The 24693-nt window shown below is 65.8% G+C and carries 19 protein-coding genes and 1 pseudogene; 7 read left to right on the forward strand and 13 right to left on the reverse strand.

Going from position 1 to position 24693, the window contains the following annotated elements; all coding sequences use genetic code 11:
* Positions 1-468: hypothetical protein (locus AB0C21_RS38555; RefSeq protein ID WP_500211033.1), on the forward strand; the 468-nt coding region annotated here is incomplete at its 5' end.
* Between the two features lie 237 nt (positions 469-705).
* On the opposite strand, the gene AB0C21_RS38560 is transcribed toward AB0C21_RS38555, so the two are convergent.
* Positions 706-966 carry a hypothetical protein gene (locus AB0C21_RS38560; protein ID WP_500211034.1) on the reverse strand — a complete coding sequence of 87 codons (261 nt, stop codon included), beginning with the start codon at positions 964-966 and terminating at the stop codon, positions 706-708.
* A gap of 20 nt (positions 967-986) precedes the next feature.
* The gene (locus AB0C21_RS38565) at positions 987-5021 is read right to left on the reverse strand and encodes an Eco57I restriction-modification methylase domain-containing protein (protein WP_500211036.1); all 4035 of its coding nucleotides are present in this window, start codon (positions 5019-5021) and stop codon (positions 987-989) included.
* Between the two features lie 412 nt (positions 5022-5433).
* On the opposite strand from AB0C21_RS38565, the gene AB0C21_RS38570 reads away from it, so the two are divergent.
* Together AB0C21_RS38570 and AB0C21_RS38575 are read left to right on the forward strand one after the other, a co-directional pair.
* On the forward strand, positions 5434-6231 hold the full coding sequence (locus tag AB0C21_RS38570) for a nucleotidyltransferase domain-containing protein (protein WP_500211038.1): 798 nt from the start codon (positions 5434-5436) through the stop codon (positions 6229-6231).
* 6 nt (positions 6232-6237) lie between these two features.
* Complete coding sequence (locus AB0C21_RS38575; protein ID WP_500211040.1) at positions 6238-6792, forward strand: hypothetical protein; 555 nt, start codon at positions 6238-6240, stop codon at positions 6790-6792.
* A 23-nt stretch (positions 6793-6815) separates the two neighbouring features.
* Here AB0C21_RS38575 and AB0C21_RS38580 read toward each other — a convergent pair whose 3' ends face one another.
* The 4 genes from AB0C21_RS38580 to map all read right to left on the reverse strand — a co-directional run bounded on the left by AB0C21_RS38580 (position 6816) and on the right by map (position 11186).
* Positions 6816-7568, reverse strand: coding sequence for a hypothetical protein (locus AB0C21_RS38580; RefSeq protein ID WP_500211042.1), 753 nt, complete (start codon positions 7566-7568; stop codon positions 6816-6818).
* Entirely contained in the window at positions 7565-8917 is a 1353-nt protein-coding gene (locus AB0C21_RS38585; RefSeq protein WP_500211044.1) for a nucleotidyl cyclase domain-containing protein, read from the reverse strand. Before AB0C21_RS38585 ends, AB0C21_RS38580 begins: the two co-directional genes overlap by 4 nt.
* Before the next feature lie 13 nt (positions 8918-8930).
* Positions 8931-9569, reverse strand: coding sequence for a hypothetical protein (locus AB0C21_RS38590; RefSeq protein WP_500211045.1), 639 nt, complete (start codon positions 9567-9569; stop codon positions 8931-8933).
* An 840-nt stretch (positions 9570-10409) separates the two neighbouring features.
* The gene (gene map / locus AB0C21_RS38595; RefSeq protein ID WP_500211046.1) at positions 10410-11186 is read right to left on the reverse strand and encodes a type I methionyl aminopeptidase; all 777 of its coding nucleotides are present in this window, start codon (positions 11184-11186) and stop codon (positions 10410-10412) included.
* Between the two features lie 65 nt (positions 11187-11251).
* Between map and AB0C21_RS38600 the strand changes: the two genes are divergently transcribed.
* The gene (locus AB0C21_RS38600) at positions 11252-11539 is read left to right on the forward strand and encodes a helix-turn-helix domain-containing protein (protein WP_500211048.1); all 288 of its coding nucleotides are present in this window, start codon (positions 11252-11254) and stop codon (positions 11537-11539) included.
* Between the two features lie 209 nt (positions 11540-11748).
* On the opposite strand, the gene AB0C21_RS38605 is transcribed toward AB0C21_RS38600, so the two are convergent.
* The 3 genes from AB0C21_RS38605 to AB0C21_RS38615 all read right to left on the reverse strand — a co-directional run bounded on the left by AB0C21_RS38605 (position 11749) and on the right by AB0C21_RS38615 (position 15048).
* On the reverse strand, positions 11749-12951 hold the full coding sequence (locus tag AB0C21_RS38605) for an amidase (RefSeq protein WP_500211050.1): 1203 nt from the start codon (positions 12949-12951) through the stop codon (positions 11749-11751).
* Positions 12952-13123: 172 nt separating this feature from the next.
* On the reverse strand, positions 13124-13624 hold the full coding sequence (locus tag AB0C21_RS38610; RefSeq protein ID WP_500211051.1) for a hypothetical protein: 501 nt from the start codon (positions 13622-13624) through the stop codon (positions 13124-13126).
* Between the two features lie 8 nt (positions 13625-13632).
* A complete protein-coding gene (locus AB0C21_RS38615) occupies positions 13633-15048 on the reverse strand; it encodes a hypothetical protein (RefSeq protein ID WP_500211053.1) in 1416 nt (471 codons plus the stop codon).
* A gap of 763 nt (positions 15049-15811) precedes the next feature.
* On the opposite strand from AB0C21_RS38615, the gene AB0C21_RS38620 reads away from it, so the two are divergent.
* Positions 15812-16384 carry a dihydrofolate reductase family protein gene (locus AB0C21_RS38620; RefSeq protein WP_500211054.1) on the forward strand — a complete coding sequence of 191 codons (573 nt, stop codon included), beginning with the start codon at positions 15812-15814 and terminating at the stop codon, positions 16382-16384.
* A gap of 132 nt (positions 16385-16516) precedes the next feature.
* On the opposite strand, the pseudogene AB0C21_RS38625 reads toward AB0C21_RS38620, so the two are convergent.
* Positions 16517-17703, reverse strand: a pseudogene (locus AB0C21_RS38625) (RNA-guided endonuclease InsQ/TnpB family protein); the annotation flags it as partial.
* Positions 17704-17831: 128 nt separating this feature from the next.
* On the opposite strand from AB0C21_RS38625, the gene AB0C21_RS38630 reads away from it, so the two are divergent.
* The gene (locus AB0C21_RS38630; protein WP_500211055.1) at positions 17832-18338 is read left to right on the forward strand and encodes a hypothetical protein; all 507 of its coding nucleotides are present in this window, start codon (positions 17832-17834) and stop codon (positions 18336-18338) included.
* 616 nt (positions 18339-18954) lie between these two features.
* Here AB0C21_RS38630 and AB0C21_RS38635 read toward each other — a convergent pair.
* Together AB0C21_RS38635 and AB0C21_RS38640 are read right to left on the reverse strand one after the other, a co-directional pair.
* Positions 18955-19149 (reverse strand): DUF397 domain-containing protein, encoded by a 195-nt coding sequence (locus AB0C21_RS38635; RefSeq protein WP_500211056.1) that lies wholly within the window; start codon positions 19147-19149, stop codon positions 18955-18957.
* Complete coding sequence (locus AB0C21_RS38640) at positions 19146-19952, reverse strand: helix-turn-helix domain-containing protein (protein ID WP_500211057.1); 807 nt, start codon at positions 19950-19952, stop codon at positions 19146-19148. The genes AB0C21_RS38635 and AB0C21_RS38640 overlap by 4 nt, the downstream gene beginning before the upstream one ends.
* A 189-nt stretch (positions 19953-20141) precedes the next feature.
* Between AB0C21_RS38640 and AB0C21_RS38645 the strand changes: the two genes are divergently transcribed.
* Positions 20142-20492, forward strand: a complete 351-nt coding sequence (locus AB0C21_RS38645; protein WP_500211059.1) for an ATP-binding protein — start codon at positions 20142-20144, stop codon at positions 20490-20492.
* 166 nt (positions 20493-20658) lie between these two features.
* Here the strand turns inward: AB0C21_RS38645 and AB0C21_RS38650 are convergent, their stop codons facing one another.
* Positions 20659-24693, reverse strand: a complete 4035-nt coding sequence (locus AB0C21_RS38650) for an Eco57I restriction-modification methylase domain-containing protein (RefSeq protein WP_500211060.1) — start codon at positions 24691-24693, stop codon at positions 20659-20661.

Genomic DNA, 24693 nt, shown 5'->3' on the forward strand with positions numbered 1-24693 from the left:
TCGGCCTTGGCCACCGCGCCGTCCGCCTTCACTTCAGTTCTCGTCACCAGGTGTCACTCCTTGATCAGGAGTTACACCGAAAACCGTACAGTCCCGTTTCTCCGCGACGAACTGCGTACTGCCATCAGCGACTCACCCGCCCATGATCCGGGGATGGCGTTGGAGGCCGCTTTGCATCGCGCCGATGCGATCGGCATCGAAGAGGTCACGGCCCTGATCAGGAATGCCGTGCGGCTGGCCGAGCCGCTTTGGGATCGGAGCCGCCGGATCAGACAAGGCGACATGGTCTTGGCGGCCACCTCGCTCCTGGCGGCGATCCTCGTCAATAGGGAAGGGAACTCGGACGGGAAGGTGGAGGAGTACCTCTCCGACGCTCTGACAGCGCTCATCGCGCTGACGCCGGACGCGGGTCCTCTGGCGGTGGACCCAGCGCCCTTGGGCAAGCTCCTCGTCCTGGTACGAGCTTGAATCCGCCGCCCCTGGCGACGGGCCGCCAAGTCAGAAGGCCTACACCTCCTGCAACAGCGGTGCCTTGCACACATCCGAGGTGCTTGACCGCGAAGCCATCTGATCAGCAGCCCCTCCCTGCCGGAGAGGCTGAGTGGCTACGGCGTCCCGGGCGGTGTCACCGACTCTCACCTCCACGGAACATCGAACAATGGCAACCCAAATGGAGTGGCGCCGCGTCGTCGTACTCATGCCGGATCATGTGGCTCGGCCGTCATGCATGCCCAGCGCCGGCGCGAGACCGCGCAGCAACGCCGCGCTCGGCTCGGCGCCGTCGACCACCGCCGCAAGCTCAGACTCCGGCAAGGCAGCCGTCGCAGCCACTTCCCCGACGCCCAACTCCCGATGCGCCAGCAGGCGCGCCAACAGGCAAAAACCCTCATGGTCCGCAATATCGGGCAGAATACGGAGGGTAGTCGGCTCTTTGGCTTGCTGTGACCTGGGCAGGACGACCGTCACGCCTCCACGGTGACCGGACCCTAGAAAAAGCCTTCCTGATCGTCGCTCCGGGTACGCCGCCCCCTCTTGTTCTTCTTGTCGTGGAGGCCGGCCGCGTCCTCGGCCGCGTACCGCTCGTGGTTCAACTCCAGTAGCCGGTCCACCAACTCCCGCTGGACAGCGGGCCCTACGGTGTACCGCGTCTCACGACCGACGCCGTAGTGGCCGTGGTCAAGTTGCGGAACCAGATCGTCCCACCCGTACGCCCGGCACACCGCCTCATCGATCATCTCGTGGATCTGGCGAAGTCCCACGATGTCGGTGTCCATGCACTTCGGGTCATGCACCATGTTGTAGGTCTTGGTGAGCCCGGCCTGCCGCGCCAGCATGAGATCCCGCCGGAACCGGTCCAGTCGATCCCCCAGCGCCCGCATCTCGGACGTCATCTCCGGTAACGGCAACGTCTCGAACACGTCGGACGGCGTGTAACGAACGTCGGTCTTCATCGTTGAGGCGCGCGACAGTGTCCACCAATAGTGCGGCGCGCTGCTCAGGAGAGCCAACATGCCAGTGTCCTCGGTCGCGAAGACGCCCAGCATGTGGGAGAAGACCTGACCGGTCGGCACCATAACCGGCATGACGGTCTTGCTGACGAGAGTGATTGCGATCACTCTTCGCATACTCGATAACGCCGCAACCAGCGTGGGCCGCTTTTCGGCATACTGCCACCAAAGGTCCCGATAGACCTTGCGATTGCTACATTCCCGCGCAGGCCTCACCAGGCGCGCAACGCGCTCATAGCATTCCGGGTACGCCTGGGCTCTACTCTCCGGCCAGTCATGGAAGTCAATCACCCAACGAGAGGCCGAAAGGTCTGGCCGATTATTCAGATCCTGGCCATTGAGGTATGGCGCCAACACTTCACGATTTCGCCGATCGAACTCGACCAGCCGCTCACCCTCACCCGGATCCATCGTGAAGCCGACCCCGAGAATGATGGACCCTTGAAAGGATATCCCGGCATTTGAAGCGAGTCGCCGCGCAGGCCCGTTGACACGTGATTCCGGATCGAGCGAGGAGGTGATTCCGCTGACGCGCACACCGTCCGCAATACACTCGGACTTCTCCCCCAAGTTCGTTTTAGTGGTCCAGACGGCACTATATTCCAACGCGGCGCTCTTCGAGGGCCAGGATTTCGACTTCACAGATCCCCTGATCGTTACGCCGTCGTTGACAAGTCGATCCAAGGCGACTTCCCGGGTGTCCCCTTGAGCTATGGTATTGGTCGCTATGAGGCCAGTCAGTCCGGCAGGATTCAGTAGATCGTGAGACCGCAGGAGGAAATAGGCGACCAGGTCTGCACTGCCCCGGGCACCTCGTCCGATCAGGTGAACTAGGGCCTCGCGGTAGGAGGCTCCCAGGCTTCCGGTTATCTTCTGGCCACCAAGGAATGGAGGGTTGCCAATGATGGCGTCGAAGCCGCCTTTTGCAAAGACCTCCGGAAATACCAGGGCCCAGTGGATCGGCTTGGGCTCGAAGGCATTGGCCGACCGGTCTGCGCTCAACCAGGTGTCGCGACGGACGCGGGCGGCGAGTTCGCTCGCCTCGTCGCTGGACATGACCTTCCGGGCTTCGGTGACGGCCAGGTTGGAGGCGGCGTCCAGGCCGGTGCCTCCCCTGCTTGCATGGGCCAGGGCGGCGGCGGTGGCGAGGTCGGCGAGGAGGCGGGCGCGTTCGAGGTCCTTCTCGGCTTCGGCGAGCATCGCCCGCTTGGCTTCGAGCCTGCCCAGGTCGGTGCCGTCGATGCCGACGATGCGGCGGCGCTTGGCGGCTACCCGTCCGGTGAGTTCACGCATCCCTGCGGTCAGGTCGAACAGGGCGCTTTCGTCCTTGTGGAGCCTCCGGCCGCGCTCGGCGTCCATGTGCATGACTTCGATCTGGTCGAGTGACGTGATGCCCAGCAGGGAGTCGCCGACGACGAGGCGGTCGTCCAGGAACGTGAACGGCTTGTGCGGGTCCATCGACACCAGCCACAGCGACAGCTTCGCCATCTCCACGGCCATTTCGTTGATGTCCGCGCCGTAGAGGCAGTGCTCGATGACGTGGCGGCGAGCATTGATCACCACCGGGTCGGCGTCGGCGTCGGTCGTCTGGCCCGACGGCTCGGTGTTGTAGGCGCGTGCGCGTTCGTCTCCTTCCCGGATCCATGCGCTGACGAGGTGGTTGGCGAGGTAGCGGCAGGCCGCGACCAGGAAGGCCGCCGAGCCCATGGCGATGTCGGCGATCTTCAACGAGAGGAGCTCGTCTGAAGACTTCAGCTTCCAGCGCTTGGTGTCCGAGGTCTGGAGCGGGCCCGGAGAGTAGACCAGCGGCTCCAGCGCGCCCTCCACCACTTGTTTGGCGAGGAAGCCGGGGGTGTAGTGGGCACCCGTGTTCTTCCGTACGGGCGATTCGGTGACGTACAAGGCGTCAGGCAGGATGACCACCGGCAGGTCGCGGAGGTCCCGGCGGATGAGGCCGAAGAACGGCAGGAGGCGTTCGGTCAGGACATGGTCGCCCATCGTGGCGGCGAGCAGTTTGCGGCGGGCCTCCTGCGCGTCGGCGTCCGGCAGCTTCGCTAGCCGCCTCTCCAGGGCCCTGGCGGAGCCGATTCCGGATTTCTTGTACTCGGTTGCGAGTCTGTCGGCGAGCATGGCGACCTCCGGGCAGGAGGCGGCCATGTCCTCCAGGGCGCTGAATGCTACTTCTTCCTCAAGGCCTGCTTTGCCGACCAGCCCGAGAAACGTCTCCGTGGCGTAAAAGCCGTCGTGCGAGAGAAGGCCCTCGTAGACGTATCCGATCTCCTCGACCGCCAAGGTTTGGAAGGACAGCCTGCGCCGCTCGCGTGACTTGCCCGTGCCGATCTGGACGTACTGCACGGCTTGGAGCATGTGCAGGACCGTCCGGTCGTCGACGGTGGCGGGGAGCCACGGGTAGAGATCGGCATCGAAGATCGAGCCGTCATGCCCCTGCATGGGCATGTCAGGGTGGTCGATGCCGTAGTAGACGGCGTTGAAGAGAGCGAGCAGGCGGGACCAGCCGGCGTGGGTGTGCTCCAGGTCCTCTTCACTGCCGTCTCGCACCCGAGCCTCAAGCTGGGCGCAAAGGCGCCCCACTGAATATGAGTTCCGGTAGAGCTCTTTGTCCGCGGGCAGGAGTCCGCATTCCTCGGCGAAGAGGAGGAACACCACGCGCATCATCACAGCAACGGCGCCGCGGTAGACCTCGTGGGCGGGGATGTCACCGATTCCCGGGCCGCCCCGGGCGATGTCCATGCTGTGGATGCGGCCGATGGCGGAGACCAGGAGTTCGACGGCCTGGCGGACCTGGACTCCGAGTGCCTCGGTGATGTCCTCCTGGTTGTCCTTGCTCGCGTCCAGGAGGGCGGGAAGCGTCTCCTCGTCGGGGACGCCGAAGAAGCGGGCCCGGCCGAGGATGGAGACGAACGCGCGGACGACGACGCGTTCCGCGACCTCGTGCCAGCCGACCGAGTCGAACACGGCCGTCGTGGTGACGCTGCCACGGGGCGCCCAGATCAGCGCCCACCAGCGTCCGTCGGTGCAGAGGCCGAGGTCGATCTCATGGTGGCGGCAGAGCTGCGCGAGCCGGTCGGCGGGGGTGGCCAGCCAGTTTGAGCCCCTGATCCGCTGGTTCGGGTGCGCGTCGCAGATGAGCCCCAGGACGCGGATCGACTTACCGTCCGCAGCGGCCTGCGAGCCCGGCTCGCGCAGCGCGAAGGACGGCGTCACCGTGGCGTCGTAGGCGGGGACCTCCATGGCGAGGTCGCCGACCTCGTCTTCGAAATGGACGAGGTCTCCCCAGCCGAGGAGTTCGGTCAGGACGTAGTCGATCCACGGCCGTCCGGGCAGGGCGGCGTGCTCCAGGCGGAGGCGCTCACGGACGGACCTGTCGAGCGCGTCGAGGGCGGTCCAGGTGCGGCGGAGTACGGGCAGGCTGAGGAACGGGCCGGAGACATCGATCAGGCCGAGCCACTTCGCGTGATCGAAGTCTTTCGTCCGCCTGGTGAACCGCGCCATTCACCGTCCCCTTTCGCCGCAGCATGACGAAGTCACGAACCGCAGGCGAGGGGCATTGATGGGGGTGCCCGTCGCACCGACCCCGGCAAACACCCGGAGGGGCAGACCGACCACATACGGCCGCGCGCTTGGCATTCCTCGACTTACCACATATTTTGCGCTCGGACGACTCACCGAGTAGCGGCCGATTCAATGGACTGATCTCACGTCGAGAACGACTCCCCGTCTACGGCCGCGCTGATGTGCCGTCATTCTGCTGTCCAATGGCGGCCCTCGGCGGCGGATGCCTCTCGCCTGCACGTCCCTCCGCCATGGCCGATTCAGGAGACCAGAGGGGCACACGTAAGGCATCCGGAGTAAAGATCGACCACGATCATTGACTGAAAGTCATCATTCGCGCTAGAGATGGCGAATGGACAGCAGCGCGGAACCCGGGTGGCTCGCCCCGTTCATTCGTGCCTCGGCCGCGACGGGGAGGGTGCTCGGAATTGCGGTCGGCGGGTCGCATGGCAGGGGGACGGCCGACGGGCTTTCCGACATCGACCTCTTCTTCCTGGTAGCCCCGGAGGAGTTGACCGCGCTCTACAGGACGCCGCCGGACCATCTCACCGATCTGCTCCCCGGGCGCACGGCTGTGACGTATCCCGCGCTCGTCCCGGAGTTCGGTTTGAAGTACACCGTCATGAGCAGCGAGACCGGTCTTTGCGACCTCTTCTTCGAGGACGGCTCGGGCCCCGCGACTCCGCTGCGCGAGGGTACCGACTTCCGGTGGGACCCGGACGGCCGGTTCGACGCACTGAACCGGGTCCTTCTCGCGCAGAGCCGCAGGCGCGGGGCCCGGGAGGCGCACGCGGTCCGGATGGCGGTGCAACTGGCATCGGAGTACGCGGGCGTCACCAAGAGCGTCGCCCGAGGCCGCACGGTCCAGGCCCGCTACCGGATGTCGAAGGTCGTGAACCTGCTGCTGGGCATGCGCGGATCCTGGTGGTTCAGCCACTGCGTGGCCGACGATGCGTTGACCGATCCGGCGGCCGATCTCGCCCCCGGGGTCGCCGGTGCCCTCACCGAGGAGGAGCTTCGGGCGACCCATCGACTGCTGGGTGGAGTCTGCATCAAGGCGATCAGGGCCGCGGACGGGCTCGCCGAAGAGGTCGAAGCGGCCCTGGTCTCGCAGTTGTACGCTTCGATGGAGGCGCTGGAAGGCCGGTAGGACGTCGTGGAGCCAGTGTCGCCGGAGCACTTCGGGCCGGTGGTCGCGTCCGCTTTGGCGGCCATGTGGCCGACCCCTTACGGCGACGCGAGACTGGGATGGCAGGAGATCCGCCTCGCCGACGTGCGGTCGATCGTCCATGTGGCGAGACGCCAGCGGCTCGACTCGGCCCAGGAACTCCTGGCGTCCTACCGGGACGCGGGGGTGGCGCCCTATCTCCCGCTCCGGGTGGCCGACCATGGCGGCCTCGCGTTCCTCATTCCGCCTGTCGCCGAAGAGCACGGGATGCACCTCGTCGTCATCGACGGGGTGCATCGTCTACTGGCGGCCCATCGGGCAGGACTCCCCCATGTCCAGTTGTTCGTCGTCTCGGGTGAGCTGCCGGCTCCTCCCGGGGACGTGTGCGCGTTGGGGGACATCGGGCTCAGCTCGGAGCATCGACCACCGGAGGTGATGTTCCGCAATCTGCGGGTGGAGGACTTCCGCCGCGTCGGTGACGCGGGCGGCCTAGAGGCGGCGGTGCGCAGGGAACTCGGCCGTCGACCCGGTGAGGGAGCGTGATCCGTCACCGTGGCCGGACGGTCTCACCGCGGCCGGTCGAGCAGATCCTTGACCAAGCGCCGTACCCGGTCGACCGGAAGGTGCTCGACCTCCTCCCTGATCGTGCTTCTCCGCATGACGGTCTCCGGTCGCGACCGCTCACCTGAGACGGGGATGTAGACGTTGGTCGCGGGGCGCACGGGAGGTCCCTGGAGGAACAGCGTCGCGGACAGGCCCGGCCCTCCCCTGGCGACCCTGTGCAGTTCGGTCTCGCTCAGGTGGAATACCGTGCCCGCCGGCATCGTGGCGGTGAACCCGCGGTCCAGCACGGCGGGGCCTCGCGGCAGCATCTCGTAGCTGGCGGCCTCGCCGGGGCTCCGGTACTCGCATGCGACGTGAGTCGGGGCGGCTTCACTCCTGGTGGACAGCGAGTAGCTCTCCCAAAGAAGTCGGCCGCACATGAGCGTGCTCCAGAACGGCCACCGGTGGTCGTGGACGTTCTCCCTGCCGCCGGCGGTCGAGTCGTGCCAGGCGTGCAGGACCAGTTTGTGCCCGGCCAGGTCGGGCGACGACCATTCGTCCGCCGCCACGAGGACGAACTTGAGGAACCCGTTGGCGTGGAGGCGGGCGCGGCGCTCCACGAGAGCCGAGACACGCGGGTCACCGGCGTCCATGGCCTTGGAGACCTCGGCCACCAGGTCGAGGGCGAGGGCCTGGGCGCCCGGCCCCGCGCCGCGCAGGGTGCGTGCGAGCGACTCGGCCGGCTCGTCCGGCGCCAGGCGCGGCGGCAGGTTCACGCCGCGACCTGCCAGACGTTGCCGTGGCCGATGAACTCCTTCGCCACGAGGTCGAGCTCGCCGAGGTGCAGGTAGCCGTCGTCGCGGGGGCGCCAGCCGCTTCCGAGGACGTCCTGCATGCCGGGGCTGATGAGCAGGTTGTTCTGGCGGGGTGCGAGCGCGGTGGGCTGGATGGGACCCGCGGGCGCGAGCCCCTCCCGCATGGCGATCGCGAGCGCCTGTTCCAGCCGGCAGACCTCGATGATCGCCGCGCCGTCGAACGCCAGGGCGAAGCTTCCCACGCCGCTGATGCGCCCGTACTCGTACTCCCCGTAGTGCAGGGCCATCCGGGACCCGACCCGGTACCGGGGATTCCTGATCGCCTCGTTCAGGTCGTCGATGCGGCGGACCACGGCACGCCATTCCTCCAGGAGCTCGTCGACCGTGTCGGCGACGCTCTCGAAGGACCGTCGCGGGAAGGCCGCGACGAAGCCGTCTCCCGCGGTCTGCACCTGGGTGGTGCCGAGCCGGGCCAGCATCCGGTCGAAGCGTGTGGCGACGGACTTGCGGAAGGTCTCCTGGATGATGTCGGAGGTCTCCCGGAAGGAGTGCATGTTCTCCCGTGCGTACCTGAGGGCGCCGCCGTATCCGGCCAGGTCGACCGCGCACAGGATCCCGGTCTCGCGCCGGGAGAACAGCGCCGTGTCGATGTCGATCGCGTTCGCCGCCATCATGCTGCGGCAACCGCGGTCGGAGACGATGTGCTCCACATCGCTCATGAGCGGCTTCCCCAGGAACCAGCGTTCGGTGCGGCCGTGAAGGTCACTGTGGAGAGGCCTGGTCATCTCCTCGTACTCGTCGAGCGGGAGGTACACATAGCCACGGCGCATGTCGGGGTCGGCGAGGTTGCGCAGGCAGGCCTCGTCCACGCCGGTGAGCCCATAGCGAACGATCTTGTAGGCCTTCACCAGTTCCGGTGACCGGGGAGACTTCTTCAGCTCGAAGAAGGAGCCGCGATACTCCAGTTCGGTGTCTCGCAGGCCCATCTGGTAGGCCAGGTGGGCGAGATCGGTCTTCATGGCGTCGTCGCTGATACGCGCGGCGGCGAGCTTGTGCAGCGAGCCCACCGTGGTCGGCGGTGAGAACGTCATGGGCACGGGATAGGCCACGAACGGCGGGCTCCAGTAGCCCTCGTCATGCGGCGGCGAAACATGCCCGCTCTTCAGCGGATAGCTGGGAAACGTCAGGAGAAGATGCGTCTTGCCGCCCTGGCGCACCGTGATCTCCAGGGAGGCGATCACCCAGATCTGCGAGGGGGGTTCCGACAGCCGCGTCACGGCGTGCTCGGTGCCGATGATCTGGTAGGTCACCCGACGCTCCTCATCACTCTTTCATGTGACTCAGCAGCTGCCGAACGGCCACCGGGACGTTCGAGGCAACTTCCTTGCCGTTGATCTGCGCAGGGGACTTCTCCACGGTGCTGAAGTCGTCGATGTCCACCCAGATGTGGTCGACGGCGACATCGGTCACCGGGAGGTCGGCGTGGTAGAAGGCGAACCTGTACGCGGTGAAGCTTTGCGACGTGTGAGAGAACTTCAGCGAGTAGGTGGTGTAGAAAGGCTCCCCGTGCCAGCCGCCGGTGAGGTCGGGAAGCACGTTGTTGAGGTCCTGCTCGAGCGCCTGCCGGTACTCCTGCTCGTAGACCGAGGCGAGCTGGTCGAGTGAGTCGGCGAGATCTTTGAGGGAGGCGCCTGGTGAGATTCTCAAGAACTGCAGGTCCTCGCCCAGTTCCTGCCCCTTGGTCTTCAGTGCATCCTCGTCGAGGACGAGCGAAGAGTAGGGCGTCATCCACGTCTCCCAGGTTCCCCCAGGATGCGGGTCGACCAGCAGGACCTGCCCGTTCGTGCCGTTGCGGGTGATGAGCTGGGTCGCCGTCAGCGCGACCCTGCCGGGGACGGTCTCCTGCGTCACCTCGACCTGGTGCGCGAGGTTGTCCGAATGATCCCAGGTATAGTCCGACATCCGCTATGACCCTCTCTGCTTAATACCCATCCGAAAATCCGGATGGATGGCGAGCCCATGATAGGCCGCATTCTGAGAGGCGGACCAGCCAATCCGTCATTGAACAGTACGCTGACACACTATTAGAACTTTGTCCGCTTGATGCTCCGATGAGCGCGGTCAGCGGTTACACGATTCATTTCCTGTTTCCCGTTCCCACAACACGATGTTGCGTGGTTGCGGGGGCAACATTCGGACCGTACATCGCCACCCGCATCCCCACGATCGATCCGGAGAGATGTCCGACAACGGCCATTGGGGGCGGAACGGTCCATGAAGGCGTGTGATCAGGTATTGGCGACACACGGAAGGTCGAGTGGGGCGCGTGTTCACTCCCGCACGCAATCCCGATGCCCGATTCGCCGCGGTCGGGTTGTCGTGATCAACGGTGCCGTGACATGGGCCGCCACCGATTGGCGTTCCTGCCGAAGGGCCTGCAAGCGTGTCGTCCTCGTCTGGCCTACCATCCCCATCACCTGGGCAAAGGCGTCCAGTGGTGGTCGGACAGACGGGCCTCACGGGAATCATCAGCTCGGGGTGAGCGAATGCGGTCGGTGTGCGAGCGGCAGCGGAAGGGACCCGACGCCCGGCGAGGTGGTGAATCGGGTGGGTTCGCCCCAGGGCCCGGACGCCAGCGGCAGGACATCCAGAGCCCGCGACTGAGAAGCAGATGGCACGCCCCTTGCACAGGCCTGGGCGAGGCGTGAAGCGGACCCTGGAGCCGCGCATGCGAGCAAGCAGGCATTGCCAAGCGCAGAACGCACCAGGAGCGGAGGGGCGGGGGTGGTTTGGACCTTACGGTTACGCGTGCGTCGGCAGGGTGAGGATTTCGGCGCCGACGTCGGTGATGGCGATGGTGTGCTCGCTGTGGGCCGTGCGGCAGCCTGTGGCGCTGCGGAGCGTCCAGCCGTCGGAGTCGGTGACGAGTTCGGCGGTGTCGGCCATGACCCAGGGCTCCAGTGCGAGAAGCAGCCCGGGGCGAAGTTTGTAGCCGCGGCCGGGGCGGCCGGTGTTGGAGACGTGGGGGTCCTGGTGCATCGTCGATCCGATGCCGTGGCCTCCGAACTCGGTGTTGATGGAGTAGCCCGCCTCACGCAGGACCAAGCCGATCGCGTGGGAGATGTCGCCCGTGCGAGCCCCGGGCCCGGCGGCGGCTATCCCCGCCTTCAAGGCGCGCTCGGTCGCGCTGATCAGCGCGACGCTCTCCGGGGGCTTCGACTCGCCCACGACGAAGCTGATGGCGGAGTCCGCGGCGACGCCTCCCAGGGAGACGGCGAGGTCGAGGCTCAGTAGGTCCCCGTCGGCAAGCGTGTAGTCGTACGGCAGCCCGTGAAGGACGGCGTCGTTGACGGACGTGCAGATGTAGTGGCCGAACGGCCCGCGTCCGAAGGACGGCTCGTAGTCGACGTAGCAGGACTCCGCTCCCGCTTCGAGGATCATCGCCTTGGTCCACTGGTCGATGTCCAGGAGGTTCGTGCCGACCGTGGTACGGCTCTTCACCGTCTGCAGGATGTCAGCGACCAGGGCGCCCGTGTCCTTCGCTCGGGCCACTTCACTGGGGTTCAGGATCTCGATCATGCGGCGCCCATCTCACGTCACCAATAACTATACCGGTCATACTATACCGGTACTATAATCGGAACATGGTCAGGTTGCCGCTCACCCCCGCGGAGCTCGAACGCGGACAGCGCCTCGGCGCCCTCCTGCGTCGAGCCAGGGGCGAGCGCTCGATTCTCGACACCGCGCTCGACGCGTGCGTCTCGCCGGAGACCCTCCGGAAGATCGAGACGGGCCGCGTGGCCACCCCCGCCTTCTCGACCATCGCGGCGATCGCCGAGGTCCTCGGCCTCTCCCTCGACGAGGTATGGGCCGAGATCAGCCGACCCGAGCGTGACATCGAACCGACCAGCACCGGTCGCAATACAGCGTAATCGGGCGGCCTCTCGGAGGCTCGCTCTCGCGGCCGAGTCGGAGACGTCGGCGGGCGAGGAGGCGCGGCACGTCTCTCCGCCTCGACGCCTCCGGTCACCGTGACCGCATCAGATCGAGTGCCGCACGAGCAGCCACGGCACCCAGCGGGGCAGCTGCGCAGCAGCGGCCACCGTGATGACCGGCCACCTCGACCTCCCCGAGCCGGAGGTCAGGGGCGGAGTCTGGAACTGGGCCGACCTTCCGGCCGGGTCGGCTGTGCCCGTTTCGGCCAGGGATTCAGGCGTTCAAGATCGGCGGCCAAACGCAGGAGAACACCCTCCTCGCCGTGTCGTGCGACGGCTTGCAGCCCCACCGGAGTGCCGTCGGCGGCCTGGCCGGCGGGGATGCTGATGGCGGGATGTCCACTGATGTTGAACGCCCAGGTCAGACTGACCGACATTGTGCTGCCAGGGCCTTGGTGCCCATGTGGAGGCCCCGGTGTCGTAGGCGTGAACAGCACATCGACATCGTTGAAGAGCTCTTGCAGCCTCGTGTTGTTGACTCGCCGGACGGTTTCGGCATCGGCAAGGCCATCGCCGGCGCCACGGATCGCAATCCAGGCAGGTTCGGGGTCGAGCAGATCGGCTCTGGCCCAATGCCATCTCACATGGCCCGCGCCGACCAGGTGAGCAGCGGCCGCCCAAGCGATCTCCGCCTGCTCGGAGTCGACATCGGCATACCCCAGATTCGCGGACCAGGTGGCTGCGAGAACCTGGCCACTGGCGACTCCGATCGCTTCCTCCTCCAGGAGGACGGACATGTGCAGCGCGGCGTCCCTGGCCGAACGGACGATCGCACCGGGAACGTTGAGTCCCACAGAATCGCGGGCCGGGAGTCGCCCATTGGTGGGTTTGAGCCCGATGGCACCGCACCATGCGGCAGGGATGCGAGTGGATCCCGCACCGTCACTGGCAGTGGCCAGCGGTACGACCCCCGCCATCACCGCGGCTGCGGAACCTGCTGAGGAGCCGCCCGGCGTCCGGTCCGAACGCCACGGGTTGACCGTCGGGCCGCGCTCCGTAAACCCCCAGGTCTGCCACTCGGTGGTCGATTTCGGCACGGAAGTGAGGCCGATGACGACACAGCCTTCCTGCCTCAGCCGAACCGCCTGGAAATCATCCAGCCCATCCCAGGCCTTGACCCCGATGGGCCCTCCGGCCAACCGCAACCGCGCCCCCTGGGCCACAACGCGGTCGATCTCTTTCGCATCCGCAAGCGCTTGCGCGGCGAAATCTTGCCGGAACGCCCGCAGCGTCGGTTCAGCGGCCCACTTTCGTTCGAGCGCCGCTTGCATGACCTCAACCGCCGAGACGTCCCTTTCTGTCACCAGTTCAGCAATGGCGACGGCATCCAACTCCGAATACGCCTCCACCGCGATCTTTCTCGCTAGAATTCCCAGCCGAGCTCAGCAAACGCGGCGGGGACAGGTTTCAGTTCAACGCCACCGAGCAGTCGGGTCACCTCGGTGTCACCGAGCAGATGCCGCTCTTCATAGGAGTCATTAAATCTTTCGCCGTTCAGTTGAAGTGCGGGGACGCTGGAGGTCAGCCCGACTTCGACAACAACTTTTTCGCCCGAGTAGCGATGTCATCATCTTCCAGGCGTACGTGGCGGGCGGCGAGGTCGGATGTGATCCGGCGGAGCACTTTCAGCCACTCGGCTACGAAGGAATCGATTTTTACGGTCAACTGACTTCGGTCGTTGAGGAGAGATTCGTAGCTTCCATGAACACTGTCCCAGCGCGAATCGATTCTGAGCGAATCGCCATCGCGGACGATGTTCCATTCAGCGGAGAAAGTGTCCGATCCCCAGTAGACTTCCGTCTGGGAGATTTCCGGGTTCTGGACATCTTCAAGTAGCGGAACCAGGTCATCAAGCAGGACGGGAATGTCGTAACGGTATTCGAGTTGGACGGGAACCCAGTTCCAGAACAAGATGGCGTCTTCGGTCCCCATGGGATACATTTCAGCTGTCGCGTCCGCCATGTCCACGGCCGACGCGACCTCCAGGGTCTCAGGGTTTCCTGTTTGTAGCCGAAAATTCATGCCTGCCCCTATCGGGTCAGCGGGTAAGCGTGGACCTTGCCGGTACGGTACACCTTGACGAAAAGGCTGTCCGGTATGCTTGTCGTGCCATCTGGATGATACTCTACACAGTCATGCCCTTCGGGCAGCCTGAAGAATCCCTTCTTGCTCGGTCCTAGTTCGGCTCCGCGCTCCGTCGCGTACTGGACGTCTGCTGCACTACCGAACCGCCCTTGCGGTTGATTTTGTTCTATCGCGCGAGCCGGACCTTGAGACCAGTCGACACCGTGCTTCTTGGTCGCGAGCAGACCGGCTTCAGGCTTGTACTTCAGACCGTCTCTTTCGAAACCTTTGCCGACTTCCTCTAGCTGTTTTCTCCTACTGAGACCGTCGAGACGCTGCTTGATCTGATCGAAGGATCGCTGTTGCTCCTCAGTGACAGGGGACGTCTCTCTCGAGTCGGGCGGGGCGCCGCTCTGTTTCGCTGAATCCGTTTGTTCCTCTGGCGGGCTACCGTTCTCGTCGTCGTTGTCGTCGTTGTCACCGCCGCTGTACGTATCGACGTTGCCGCCGTCGTCGCCACTGTCGTCGCCGTTGCCCTCGGCGTCGTTGTCGCCGCTGTCGTCCTCGTCGGCGGGAGGCGTCTCGGTGACTGGCGGCTGCGCTTCTGGCTCGAGCTCCCGCCCTCCCGTGCCCCGGTTCTGGAGTGGGGCTTCTTGGTCGCCCTGTCCGCTCAGAGCTTCTTGCCCGATTTCGTTGGAGGGAAGGGCGCCTTGGGCCTTGGCGCGTAGCTGTTCTGCGTACTCTTGTTGTGCTTCGCGGGCGCGGGCGAGGCTTTCCAGGCGGGAAGGCGGCCGCTGGGATGGTTGGGGGCCGTCGGTCTTGTCGCCGGTGGAGCTGACGCTGTCTTGGGGACGTGGTTCCTTGTTGTCGTGATTTCCCTGGGCACCGGCCTTTCCGGTCTCGGATCGGCCGGTCTCGGATTCCTGGTCGTCGTTGCCGCGATCGCTCTCGTCCTGGCGTAGGTCCTCGGACTCGACCGGGTCGGGCTCTTTCGCCTCCGGGTCACCGTTGTCGGTCTGGGCCGGGTCGGTTTCATCGTCGTCAGATTCGATCGTTTGCGGGTCGGAGTCGTTCTTGTCGACCTCGAGGTCTTTCCTGACGTCCGGCTTCGCTTCGGCTGGGGAGCCACCCTGCGCCTGTGGCTTGTCGCGGGTCGGGTCGGCGGTTGAGTCGTCGGCCTTAGGGCCGCGATCACCGGGCTGCCTGGTACCGGCCTCGGGTCGTCCGGGAAACGTCCAGCCTGCTGCGACGAGGCTGTCAATGCGGGGCGTTTTCCCGTCAGCTCCGGGATGGTCGTGCGATGACGTGCCGCCGGTGTCGGGTGGAGTGGGCTTGTCGGTGGTCTCGGGGCCTTTGCCCGGCCCACCAGAAGGATTGTCCACGCCCACGCTCCGTCAGCCCTTCCACTGGGGAGGCGGGCCGGCTCCCAGGACAACGGTCGGGCAGCCCGCCAGGCTCGGCCCTGGACGCGCGGGGCTTACGTCACGACAGAACCGCGCCCCATGTAATCGCGCACGTGCGAACTCTGCACGTGCGCAAGTCGACGTCCTGGGAGTCGACATGCGTCCCAGAGCGGCCTGGGGCCGACAGGCGGCCACTTTCGTGCATAGTTGAGGGCTTGCATAGGCAAATAACGAGTGCAGTCAACTACATACAAGTGATGTGGAGCTGACCTATTTGCAGAAATATGTGGTGTCCCAATTGCCACTGTCACGATCTATGCCATCCGCTTGGCGAGGTCTCTCCAGTTCGGTGTCCCGCCACCGCGGCGATCGCCGAGGTCCTCGGCCTGTCGCTGGACGAGGTGTGGGCCGAGATCCCGACCCGAGCGTGACGCCGAACCGACCAGCACCGGTCGCAGTACAGCGGTAAGCGCGCGGCCGGGCGAAGCCCACTTCCGCGGCGCCCTTGGAAGCGCCCGCGGAAGAGGGAGTGCGAGTACGGCCATCCACCTCAACGCCCCCGCCAGAGCGTCCGTCGCGACGCCCGCCGGGATTCGCCGACTGCGACGAGCCAAGCGGGACCAGGCTTTCCCGCCTTCGGGTGGGGGCTCCCGTCAGGACGTGGAGGGGGCTTGCGGGCCGTGATGAGTCTTGCGGCGTATGGCGGTCGTACTGTCGAACCCGTAACCGAGGAGGGCGCCTGATGCGCAGCGTGACCTATTCGATGGCCGTCTCACTTGACGGCTACATCGTCGGGCCGGACGGCGGCTTCGACTGGGCGGCGCCCGACGAGGAGGTCTTCCGCTTCTCCATCGAGGAGATCCAAGAGGTCGGCGTCCACCTGCTGGGACGTCGACTCTACGAGACGATGCTGTACTGGGAGACCGGCGACCAGGTCTCATCGTTCAACGACTCGGAGCGCGAATGGGCGGCGCTCTGGAATCCGCTTCCGAAGGTGGTGTTCTCCACCACACTGACGGAGGTGCAGGGCAACGCCCGCCTGGCCTCCGGCGGCCTGGCGGAGGAGATCGAGCGGCTACGGGCCGAGCCGGGGGAAGGCAGCATCGCGATCGGCGGTGCGACTCTCGCCGCCCAGGCCGCCGATCTGGGTCTGATCGACGAGTACCGGGTCAGGGTCTACCCGGTGCTGGTCGGGGGCGGCATTCCGTTCTACCCCCAGCACGAGCGCCAGGCGGATCTCGAACTCGTCGAGACCCGCACCTTCTCAAGAGTCGTCTCCCTCCGCTACCGCGTGGCACGCCAGGCCGCGTCTTAGGAAGACTGTCGCCTCTTCTGTCGGCCTGGCCCCGAGCCTCTGCCAGGCCGACAGCCAGGCGAGCGAGGAGTTCGGCCTCATACGCCTTGACGTCCTCCCCTGCCTGAAGGCGGGGGATTCCAACCGGGTCTCCTACGCAGGCAGGAGAACAGATTGAGGTTCGCGGTTCACGGCCCCGCCTACCGGCTGGAGGGCTCCCCGCGCTGCCACCGTGCGTCCCACGGCGGTGTCTCGGATGTTGCGTGCGGCGTTGACGTCGGCGTGGGCCTGGTGCCCGCAGGCGACGCACCGGAACACCGCTTGGCTCTCGCGGTTCTCCGGGGCGCGGTGCCCGCAGGGGTTGCAGGTCTGCGACGTGTACGCCGGGTTCACCCGGATCACGCGGCCGGGTGCTTTGTGTTCGAGGCGGGCGGCGAGCTGCCCCCACCCGTTGGCCAGGATCCCCCGGTTGAGTCCGGCCTTAGCGCGGACGCCCGCGCCGGGGGCCCCGATGGTGCCCTTGGCCGAGCGGGTCATCGCGCGCACGTTGAGGTCCTCGACGGCGATCACGTCGAAGCGGCGCGCCAGATCCGTCGAGGTCTTCTCGACCCAATCCTTGCGGCGGTCGGCCTCACGGGCTTTGAGCCGGGCCATGGCGGCCTTGATCCGGTTGCGGCGGTGGACCCCCCCCGCTTCGCGCGGGCCAGGCGCCGCAGCAGCCGATTCAGCCGCTCGGCCTCGCCGGGTGTCAGGCCCGCAACGGTCGAGGTCTCCCCGGTCGACAGTGCGGCGGACACAGCCACGCCCCGGTCGATGCCGACCGCCTGCCCGTTGCCGGGCGCGGGGACCGGGTCGGGGATCGCAGCGAACGCGACATGCCACCGGCCGGCGCGGTCACGGGTCACCCGGAACGACTTCACACCCTCGGGCACGGGCCGCGACCACCGGAACCGCACCCACCCCACCTTCGGGACCCGCACCTCACCCGTGCGGCGCGACAGGCGCCGCACGTCCCACTGCCGCCCACGGACCCCGACGATCCGGAACCCCTCGTGCAACCCGGCCTTGCGCCACGTCGGGCGCCGGTGCGTGCCCGCGAAGAAGTTGCTCATCGCCTGCGCGAAATCCCGCAGCGCCTGCTGCTGCACCGTCTGCGAACCGGCCTCCAGCCACGGGTTCGCGGCGCGGGCCTCGGTCAACTGGCGGGCCTGGGCGAGATACCCCGGCGCGGGACCACGGCGCGGCGTCCACCACGACTGCTGCTCCACGGCCAGGTTCCACACGAACCGGGCATGCCCGCAATGCTCCAGCAGCCCCGCCTCCTGCAGAGAGGTCGGACACAAGCGGTACCGGGACATGCGCACAACGTACAGACAGTCACCGACAAACCCGGGACGGTCCCCATGCCGCACCAAGCCGCGTTCCCTCCCCGCCCTGAAGGACAGGGCCTCCACGATGCAGGTATCCGATGGCCAACGAGCAGAGAGCCTGGGACCAGTGGCTCGCCGGCCTCCCGACGCAGCAACGCACCGCCGCGATCGCGCTGCGGGACCGCTTCGCCCAAGTCGGCGCCGACGGGCCAGAGGAGTGGGCCAAGTCGGAGGTCTCCGAAGACATCCCCCAACTGGCGAGCTTCCTGCTGCTGCGCCGCCTTTGGGACGAGGTTCTCGACGGCTGGGGCAATCCGGGCGCGGTGGAGAGCGTCCCTCCGGCGGCTCGCCTGCTCGCCGCCGGAGCCGATCGCGACGACATCGTGCGCACCATGCAAGCCGCCGCGTTCGAGGCGGTCTTCGGCACGCTCCTTGTGATCGACGATTCCGGCGCCACCACCCCGGATGACCAGCCGTATCCAGGCAGGAGGCTCCACGAGACCGACTCTGCTGGCCAAGACACCGGACGATGCCTGGGCGGCCTCTACGAGAGCCTCCGCGCAACGGACCCGTCTGGACGCGACGGCCAGTACTTCTTGGCCTGATACGCCCTGAACGGCTACCCGTACTCGGGCCTGCGCACCACGGAGTGCGTCGGCAGCTGGCAACGGAAAGGACGCGCGGCTGTCTGGCGGCGCGCTTCCCGGATGGAACGCGCAAGCGCAGCTCCAAGCATGGCCCTGGGCGTGGTTCGCGATGTGAGCACGCCACCGAAGCCAGGAGGGAGCGCCGCCGGCGTGGGCGGATGCAGGTGGGACAGGCCGACTGGCGCTGGGTTGGATCGCTTCTCAGGCCGGACGGGACGTGCGGCGCAAGATCGGAACTAGAGCGGACGGGATGGGACGGGACGTTGGTTCCGGCCCTGGGGAAGGGTCAGGCGTTCGGCCGAGCCGGGAAGGGGCGCGGGACGCTCTCTATGGGGGCTGAACTTCAGGACGACCGAGCGGCGACGCGCCGAGGGTCGGATCGTTGGGGTACCGCCAAGGCGAACCGGCCGTCGGCAACCTGAGGGAGCGCGCTACGGCCTGGCTGCCCAGCCAAGGGCGAAGCCATAGGCAGGACGAACGGGTGCCCAACGCCCCGTCTTCCGGGGAGGCGATTAAGCCCGACGCGAGTTGAGGGCAGCGACCCGATGTGCGGGCCTGCCGGGCGGGAGGACGGTCAGCAGGCCGAGTCCCGCTTGATCTGCTCGATCAGGCTGGCGAACTGGGCACCTGAGAGGGTGACGTGTCCCCCGTCCGGGTCCTTGCTGTCCCGCACCCCGATCCCGGCCTCTGGCGCAAGTCTTCCCAGCTCAACGCAGTGCTGGTCATCTGCTCCGCCGCTGTGAGTGCTCTTACGCCACTGGACGCTCATTCGTAACTCTCCAAGTACCGCTTGATGATCTCGCGCGAGTCTTCCAGGGAGGCCGCCTTCGCGCCGATACGGTCGAACTTAACCGACAATTCCCGGACCTCGCCAGGCGATTCGATCAAGCGGCCGCCGTTCTGGGCACCCGAATACGCGATGTCCCGGCTTCCCAGGCTGAGAATCTGAAGCGAGCCATCAACCCCCAGGTGAGCGCCCGACTTGAACGGGACGATGCGCAGGCTGACCTGCGGCAGGTCGGCCATGGCGAGCAGGTGTTCAAGCTGGGCCTTCTGTACCTCCGGACCACCGACCTCACGGGCGAGGACGCTCTCGTCGAGAGTCGCCCACATCTCGACCTCGGTCCCGCGGCTGAAAAAGGACTTCTTCCGAGCGACGCGTTCGGCCATCTCCGCCTCGAAGTCCTTCGGAGTCCCGGCCTGGACATAGGCCCAGGTGTACTCATCCGTCTGGAGTGCGAGCGGGATCACCTGGCCGTGGTAGGCCCTGATCAGGGTCGTCTCCTGCTCGTATTTGACGAGCTGCCTCCCCCAGTTCGGATCATGCGCCATTCGGGCAAACCAGAGCAATAGCTGGAAAAGCCACCCGGTTCCGTAGTACTTGTCGAGCGCCCGCATGTGGTCTTCCTGTGGCCGTCGCCGCCCCGCCTCAAAGTTGGAAACAGTGCCGCGCTGGACCCCCATGATCTCCCCGCACTGAGTGAGGGAGAGACCGGCCTTCTCCCGCCAAAAGCGCAGGTAGAAGGCCAGGAAGTGCCACATCGAGAGCTTGGGGTTGAGGGGATCGCGCACGATAGGCATTTTCACACTTCCTGTATTCAGCTCAGGCGACTACAGGCAAACCCTAAGTCGGCCGGGTGATCCTTGTCACAGGAAAACGGAATCTCAGGCAAGGGTGGGACGATGGGGATGACGGCGACCGGGGATCTACTTATGCCCCTTATGGGAACACCGTCCGCAGTGGGGTTGGCACGTACCCTTGTGGACGCACGAATCCGCAACTGGCACTATTTCCACATTCTCGACAATGCGCTTCTGATCGTTTCGGAGCTCGTCACGAACGCGGCCAGGCAGACGCCGCACCAGGAGATCCGCCTCCAGCTCAGCCGGGACAGGCACGGCATCGTCATCGCCGTCTGGGACGCCGACTACGCCCTCCCTCAGACCAAGCCGATGAAGAAACTCACCCTCGACGACCTGGACCTGTCGGAGGAGGCATTCGACGACAACGGCGGCTGGGGCCTGCACATCGTCCAAGCACTGTCGACCAAGTGCGGCGTCACCGGCGACCCGGCCGGCGGCAAGTGGATCTGGTCACGCATCCAACCGTGACCTGCCCGCGAATACCGCTTACGCGGCGTGCTTCCGTCATGGGAGGGATCACGACGACAGCACGCCGCACCCATGAAGCCATGCGCTCGTCCGCCTGCTGGCCCATGCGAAAGCCGAGCCGTGATCGAGCAGACAACAGCCCGAGCACCGCACTCAGCGACAGGGGCTAGAAAAGCCCATCTTGCTCACCGGCTCTTGGGCGCTTGCCGCCCCTCTTGTCATGCAGACCAGCGGCTACCTCGGCTGCATACCGCCCGTGGTTCAACTCAAGCAGCCGATCCACAAACTCACGCCACATCACGTGACCCACGGTGTACCGCGTCTCGCGTCCGATGTTGTGGTGCCCGTGGTCAAGCCGCGAAACCAGGTCGTCCCACCCATACGCCCGACACACCGCCTCATCGATCGCCTTGTGAATCCCTCGCAACTCAACAATGTCCGCATCGCTGCACTGCGGGTTATGCACAAGGTTGTACGTCTTCGTCAGCCCAGCCTGCCGCGCCAGCATGACATCCCGCCGGAAGCCATCTAGCCGCTCTCCCAGTCCCCGCATCTCGGATGTCACTTCTGGCAATGGCAATGTCTCAAACACATCCGACGGCGTATAGCGAACCCGGGTCTCCAATGTCGATGCCTTCGACAGAGTCCACCAGTAATGCGGCGCACTGCTCAGTAGAGACAACATGCCAGTGTCATCGGTCGCATACACTCCCAGCATGTGAGAGAAGACCTGCCCGGTCGGCACCATCACTGGCATAACAGTCTTGCTAACAAGTGCGATAACCACTACTCGCTCTAGTGGATCGATGGCCTTTCGGAGCCCAGGAGCAAGCTTCTCGTACTGCCACCATCTTTCCCTAGTGATTCGCTTGGCATCAGGCAACTGATCCCGGTGCGGCTTGACCAGGCGGCGCAGACGATCAAGAGCTTTCGGATACTCCGAAGCCCTTTCGACAGGCCAATCTCGAAAGTCGATGATAAATCGACTAGCCGATACCGTCGGGCTCGAATTTACATCCTGACCGTTCAGATAGCGGAACAGAATATCTCGATACCGTTCACCTTCAGCCAACAGATCTGATGCTTCTTCTACAGAGAGTGCGAACCCTATGCCATTCACAAAGTTGCCAATGAAGGCAATATTCTTATTTGTAGCCAGCCGATGCGCACCCCCAACGACCCTAGACTGCGAATCCAAAGAAGAAGTGATGCCTGGGACAACCATGCCGTCAGCAACCCTGTGCGCCTTATCTTTCAGAGCGCATCGACTGGTCCAGACCACTGCAAATTCGAGAACTGCCGACTTCGAGGGCCACGGGCGACTCTTGATCGACTGACGAATCGTCACTCCCTTCGCCACCAGTCGATCAAGACCTACTTCTCGAGTGTCCCCCTGCGCCAGGGTATTTGTTGCAATGAGAGCCGCCTGTCCGTCGCGGCCAAGCAGAGCATGAGCCCGAAGTAGAAAATAGGCAACGAGATCCGCGTTACCGCGTACACTTTCACCAAGTACCTCAACAAGGAACTCTCGATAAGCCGATCCACTGGACCCACTTATCTTCTTGCCCCCCAAAAATGGCGGGTTGCCAATGATGGCGTCGAAGCCACCCCTTTCGAATACCTCCGGGAACACCAAGGGCCAGTGGATGGGGCGGCGCTCGAAGGCTCCGTCGGGGAGGTCAGTGCGGAGCCACATGTTGAGTTGGTCGCGGGCGGCGAGTTCGCCCGCTTCATCTCCGGACATGACCTTGAGGCCCTCGGTGACGGCCAAGGTCGAGGCCGTGTTCAGTCCAGCCGCTCCCCTGCTGGCGTAGGCGAGGGCTGCGCCGGTGGTGAGGTCGGCGAGGAGGCGGGCGCGTTCGGTGTCCTTTTCGACCTCGGCGAGCATGGCGCGCTTGGCGGCCAGCCTGTCTAGGTCGGTGCCTTCGATCTCGACCAGTTCGCGGCGCTTGTCGGCGACGCGGCCGACCAGTTCGCGTATTCCAGCGGTCAGGTCGAAGAGGGCACCTTCGTCCTCGTGCAGTTTCCGGCCGGCTTTGGCGTCCATGTGCATGACTTCGAGTTGGTCGAGCGACGTGATGCCCAGCAGGGAGTCGCCTACGACAAGGCGGTCGTCCAGGAACGTGAACGGCCTGTGCGGGTCCATCGACACCAGCCACAGCGACAGCTTCGCCATCTCCACAGCCATCTCGTTGATGTCCGCACCATAAAGGCAGTGCTCGATGATGTGGCGGCGAGCGTTGATTACCACCTGGTCGGCGTCGGCATCGGCGGCCATTTTGGCCGCGTCGGGGTTGTAATCCTCGGCGCGGTCGTCACCTTCACGGAGCCAAGCTTCCACGAGTCTGTCGGCGAGGTAACGGCAGGCGGCCACCAGAAACGCGGCCGAGCCCATGGCTATGTCAGCTACCTTGAGCGAGAGGATCTCGTCCGAGGACCTTGGCTTCCACTCCTTGCTGTTTCCCGTCTGGAGCGGACCTGGCGAGTAGACGAGTGGTTCAAGGGCTCCTACAACGACATCCTTAGCGAGATTGCTCGGGGTATAGTGAGTGCCCGTGTTCTTTCGGAGGGACGACTCGGTGACAAACAGGGCGTCCGTGAGAATGACCACGGGAAGGTCGCGGAGGTCGGTCCGGATGATGCCGAAGAAGGGCATCAGGCGTTCGGCGAGCGGGTAGTCGCCTCCGGTGACGGCGAGCAGTTTGCGTCGGGCCTCCTGGGCGTCGGCGTCCGCGAGAGGCGCGAGGCGCTTCTCCAGTGCCTTAGCGGAGCCGATCCGGGAGTCCTTGTATTCGGTGGCGAGTTTTGCGGCCAGCGACGGAACGTCCGGGCAGATGGCGGCGATTTCCTCCAGCGTGCGGAGGGCGACCTCTTCTTCGAGCCCGGCCTTGCCGATGAGACCGACGACCGTCTCTTCGGCGTAGAAGCCCTCGAAGGACAGCAGGCCCTCGTAGACGTATCCGATCTGTTCCACGTCCAACTCGCGGAAGGAAAGCTTGCGGGGCTCGCGTGCCCTGCCCGTGCCGATCTCGACCTCCTGCACCGCCTTGAGCATGTGCAGGACGGTCCGGTCGTCGATGGTGAGGGGCAGCCAGGCGAAACGGACCGGGTCGAAGATGGAACCGTCGTGGGCGTGCATCGTCATCTCAGGATGCTCAACGCCGTAGTACACGGCGTTGAACAAGGCGAGCAGGCGGTGCCAGCCGGTCCAGGTGTGTTCCAGGTCGTCTTCGGTGCCTTCGCGAGCGCGCTGCTTCAACTCGGCGCTGAGGAGGCCGGCGGAGTAGGCCGTCCGGTATAGCTCCTTGTCGGCCGGGAGGAGGTTCCGTTCTTCGGCGAACAGCAGGAACACCACGCGCATCATGACGGCGACGGCGCCCCGGTAGACCTCGTGGGCTGAGACGTTCCCGATGCCGGGGCCGCCCTGGGCGACGTCGGCGGTGTGGGCGCGTCCGATGGCGGCGACCAGCAGCTCGACGGCCTGGCGGACCTGGACGCCGAGGGCCTCGGTGATGTCCTCCTGGTTGTCCTTGCTCGCCTCCAGGAGGGCGACGAGCGTCTCGTCGTCCGGGACGGAGAAGAAGCGGGCGCGGTTCAGGATCGACACGAACGCGCGCACGACGTCGCGTTCGGCAGCCTCGTGCCAGTTGACCGAGTCGAAGACCGCGGTGGTGGTGACGCCGCCGCGCGGGGCCCAGACGAGGGCCCACCAGCGTCCGTCCGTGGCGAGGCCGAGCTGCACGTCGTGGTGGCGGCAGAGCTGGGCGAGGCGGTCGACGGGGGTCGCGGCCCAGTCGGAGTCCTTGATCCGCTGGGTAGGGCGGTCGTCGCAGACGAGGCCGAGGAGCCGGACGGTCTTGGCGTCCCCGTCGGCCTTGGCTCCCGGGTCGCGGAGCGCGAACGACGGCATGATCGTCGTGTCGTGCTCGGGCACGTCCATGGACAGGTCGTCGACGACGCCCTCGAAGTGGACGAGCTCGTCCCAGCCGAGCAGCTCGCACAGGACGTAGTCGATCCAGGAGCGTCCAGGAAGTGCGGCGTGCTCCTGGCGGAGGCGTTCGCGGGTGGCCTTGTCGAGGGTGTCGAGGGCGGGCCAGACGCGGCGCAGCACGGGGACGCTGAGGAACGGCCCGGAAAGGTCGATCAGACCGAGCCAGTCGGCGTGGTTGAAGTCGTCCTTGCGACGGGGGAACCGGGCCAT

Source organism: Spirillospora sp. NPDC049024, from assembly GCF_040649235.1.
Taxonomy (GTDB): Bacteria; Actinomycetota; Actinomycetes; order Streptosporangiales; family Streptosporangiaceae; genus Spirillospora.

Excerpts from the sequence above, each read along its gene's own strand:
- AB0C21_RS38635 (WP_500211056.1), bottom strand. The coding sequence starts at position 19,149 with ATGAGCGTCCAGTGGCGTAAGAGCACTCACAGCGGCGGAGCAGATGAC.
- AB0C21_RS38600 (WP_500211048.1), top strand. The coding sequence starts at position 11,252 with ATGGTCAGGTTGCCGCTCACCCCCGCGGAGCTCGAACGCGGACAGCGC.
- AB0C21_RS38630 (WP_500211055.1), top strand. The coding sequence starts at position 17,832 with ATGGCCAACGAGCAGAGAGCCTGGGACCAGTGGCTCGCCGGCCTCCCG.
- AB0C21_RS38650 (WP_500211060.1), bottom strand. The coding sequence starts at position 24,693 with ATGGCCCGGTTCCCCCGTCGCAAGGACGACTTCAACCACGCCGACTGG.
- AB0C21_RS38620 (WP_500211054.1), top strand. The coding sequence starts at position 15,812 with ATGCGCAGCGTGACCTATTCGATGGCCGTCTCACTTGACGGCTACATC.
- AB0C21_RS38570 (WP_500211038.1), top strand. The coding sequence starts at position 5,434 with ATGGACAGCAGCGCGGAACCCGGGTGGCTCGCCCCGTTCATTCGTGCC.
- AB0C21_RS38610 (WP_500211051.1), bottom strand. The coding sequence starts at position 13,624 with ATGAATTTTCGGCTACAAACAGGAAACCCTGAGACCCTGGAGGTCGCG.
- map (WP_500211046.1), bottom strand. The coding sequence starts at position 11,186 with ATGATCGAGATCCTGAACCCCAGTGAAGTGGCCCGAGCGAAGGACACG.
- AB0C21_RS38590 (WP_500211045.1), bottom strand. The coding sequence starts at position 9,569 with ATGTCGGACTATACCTGGGATCATTCGGACAACCTCGCGCACCAGGTC.
- AB0C21_RS38565 (WP_500211036.1), bottom strand. The coding sequence starts at position 5,021 with ATGGCGCGGTTCACCAGGCGGACGAAAGACTTCGATCACGCGAAGTGG.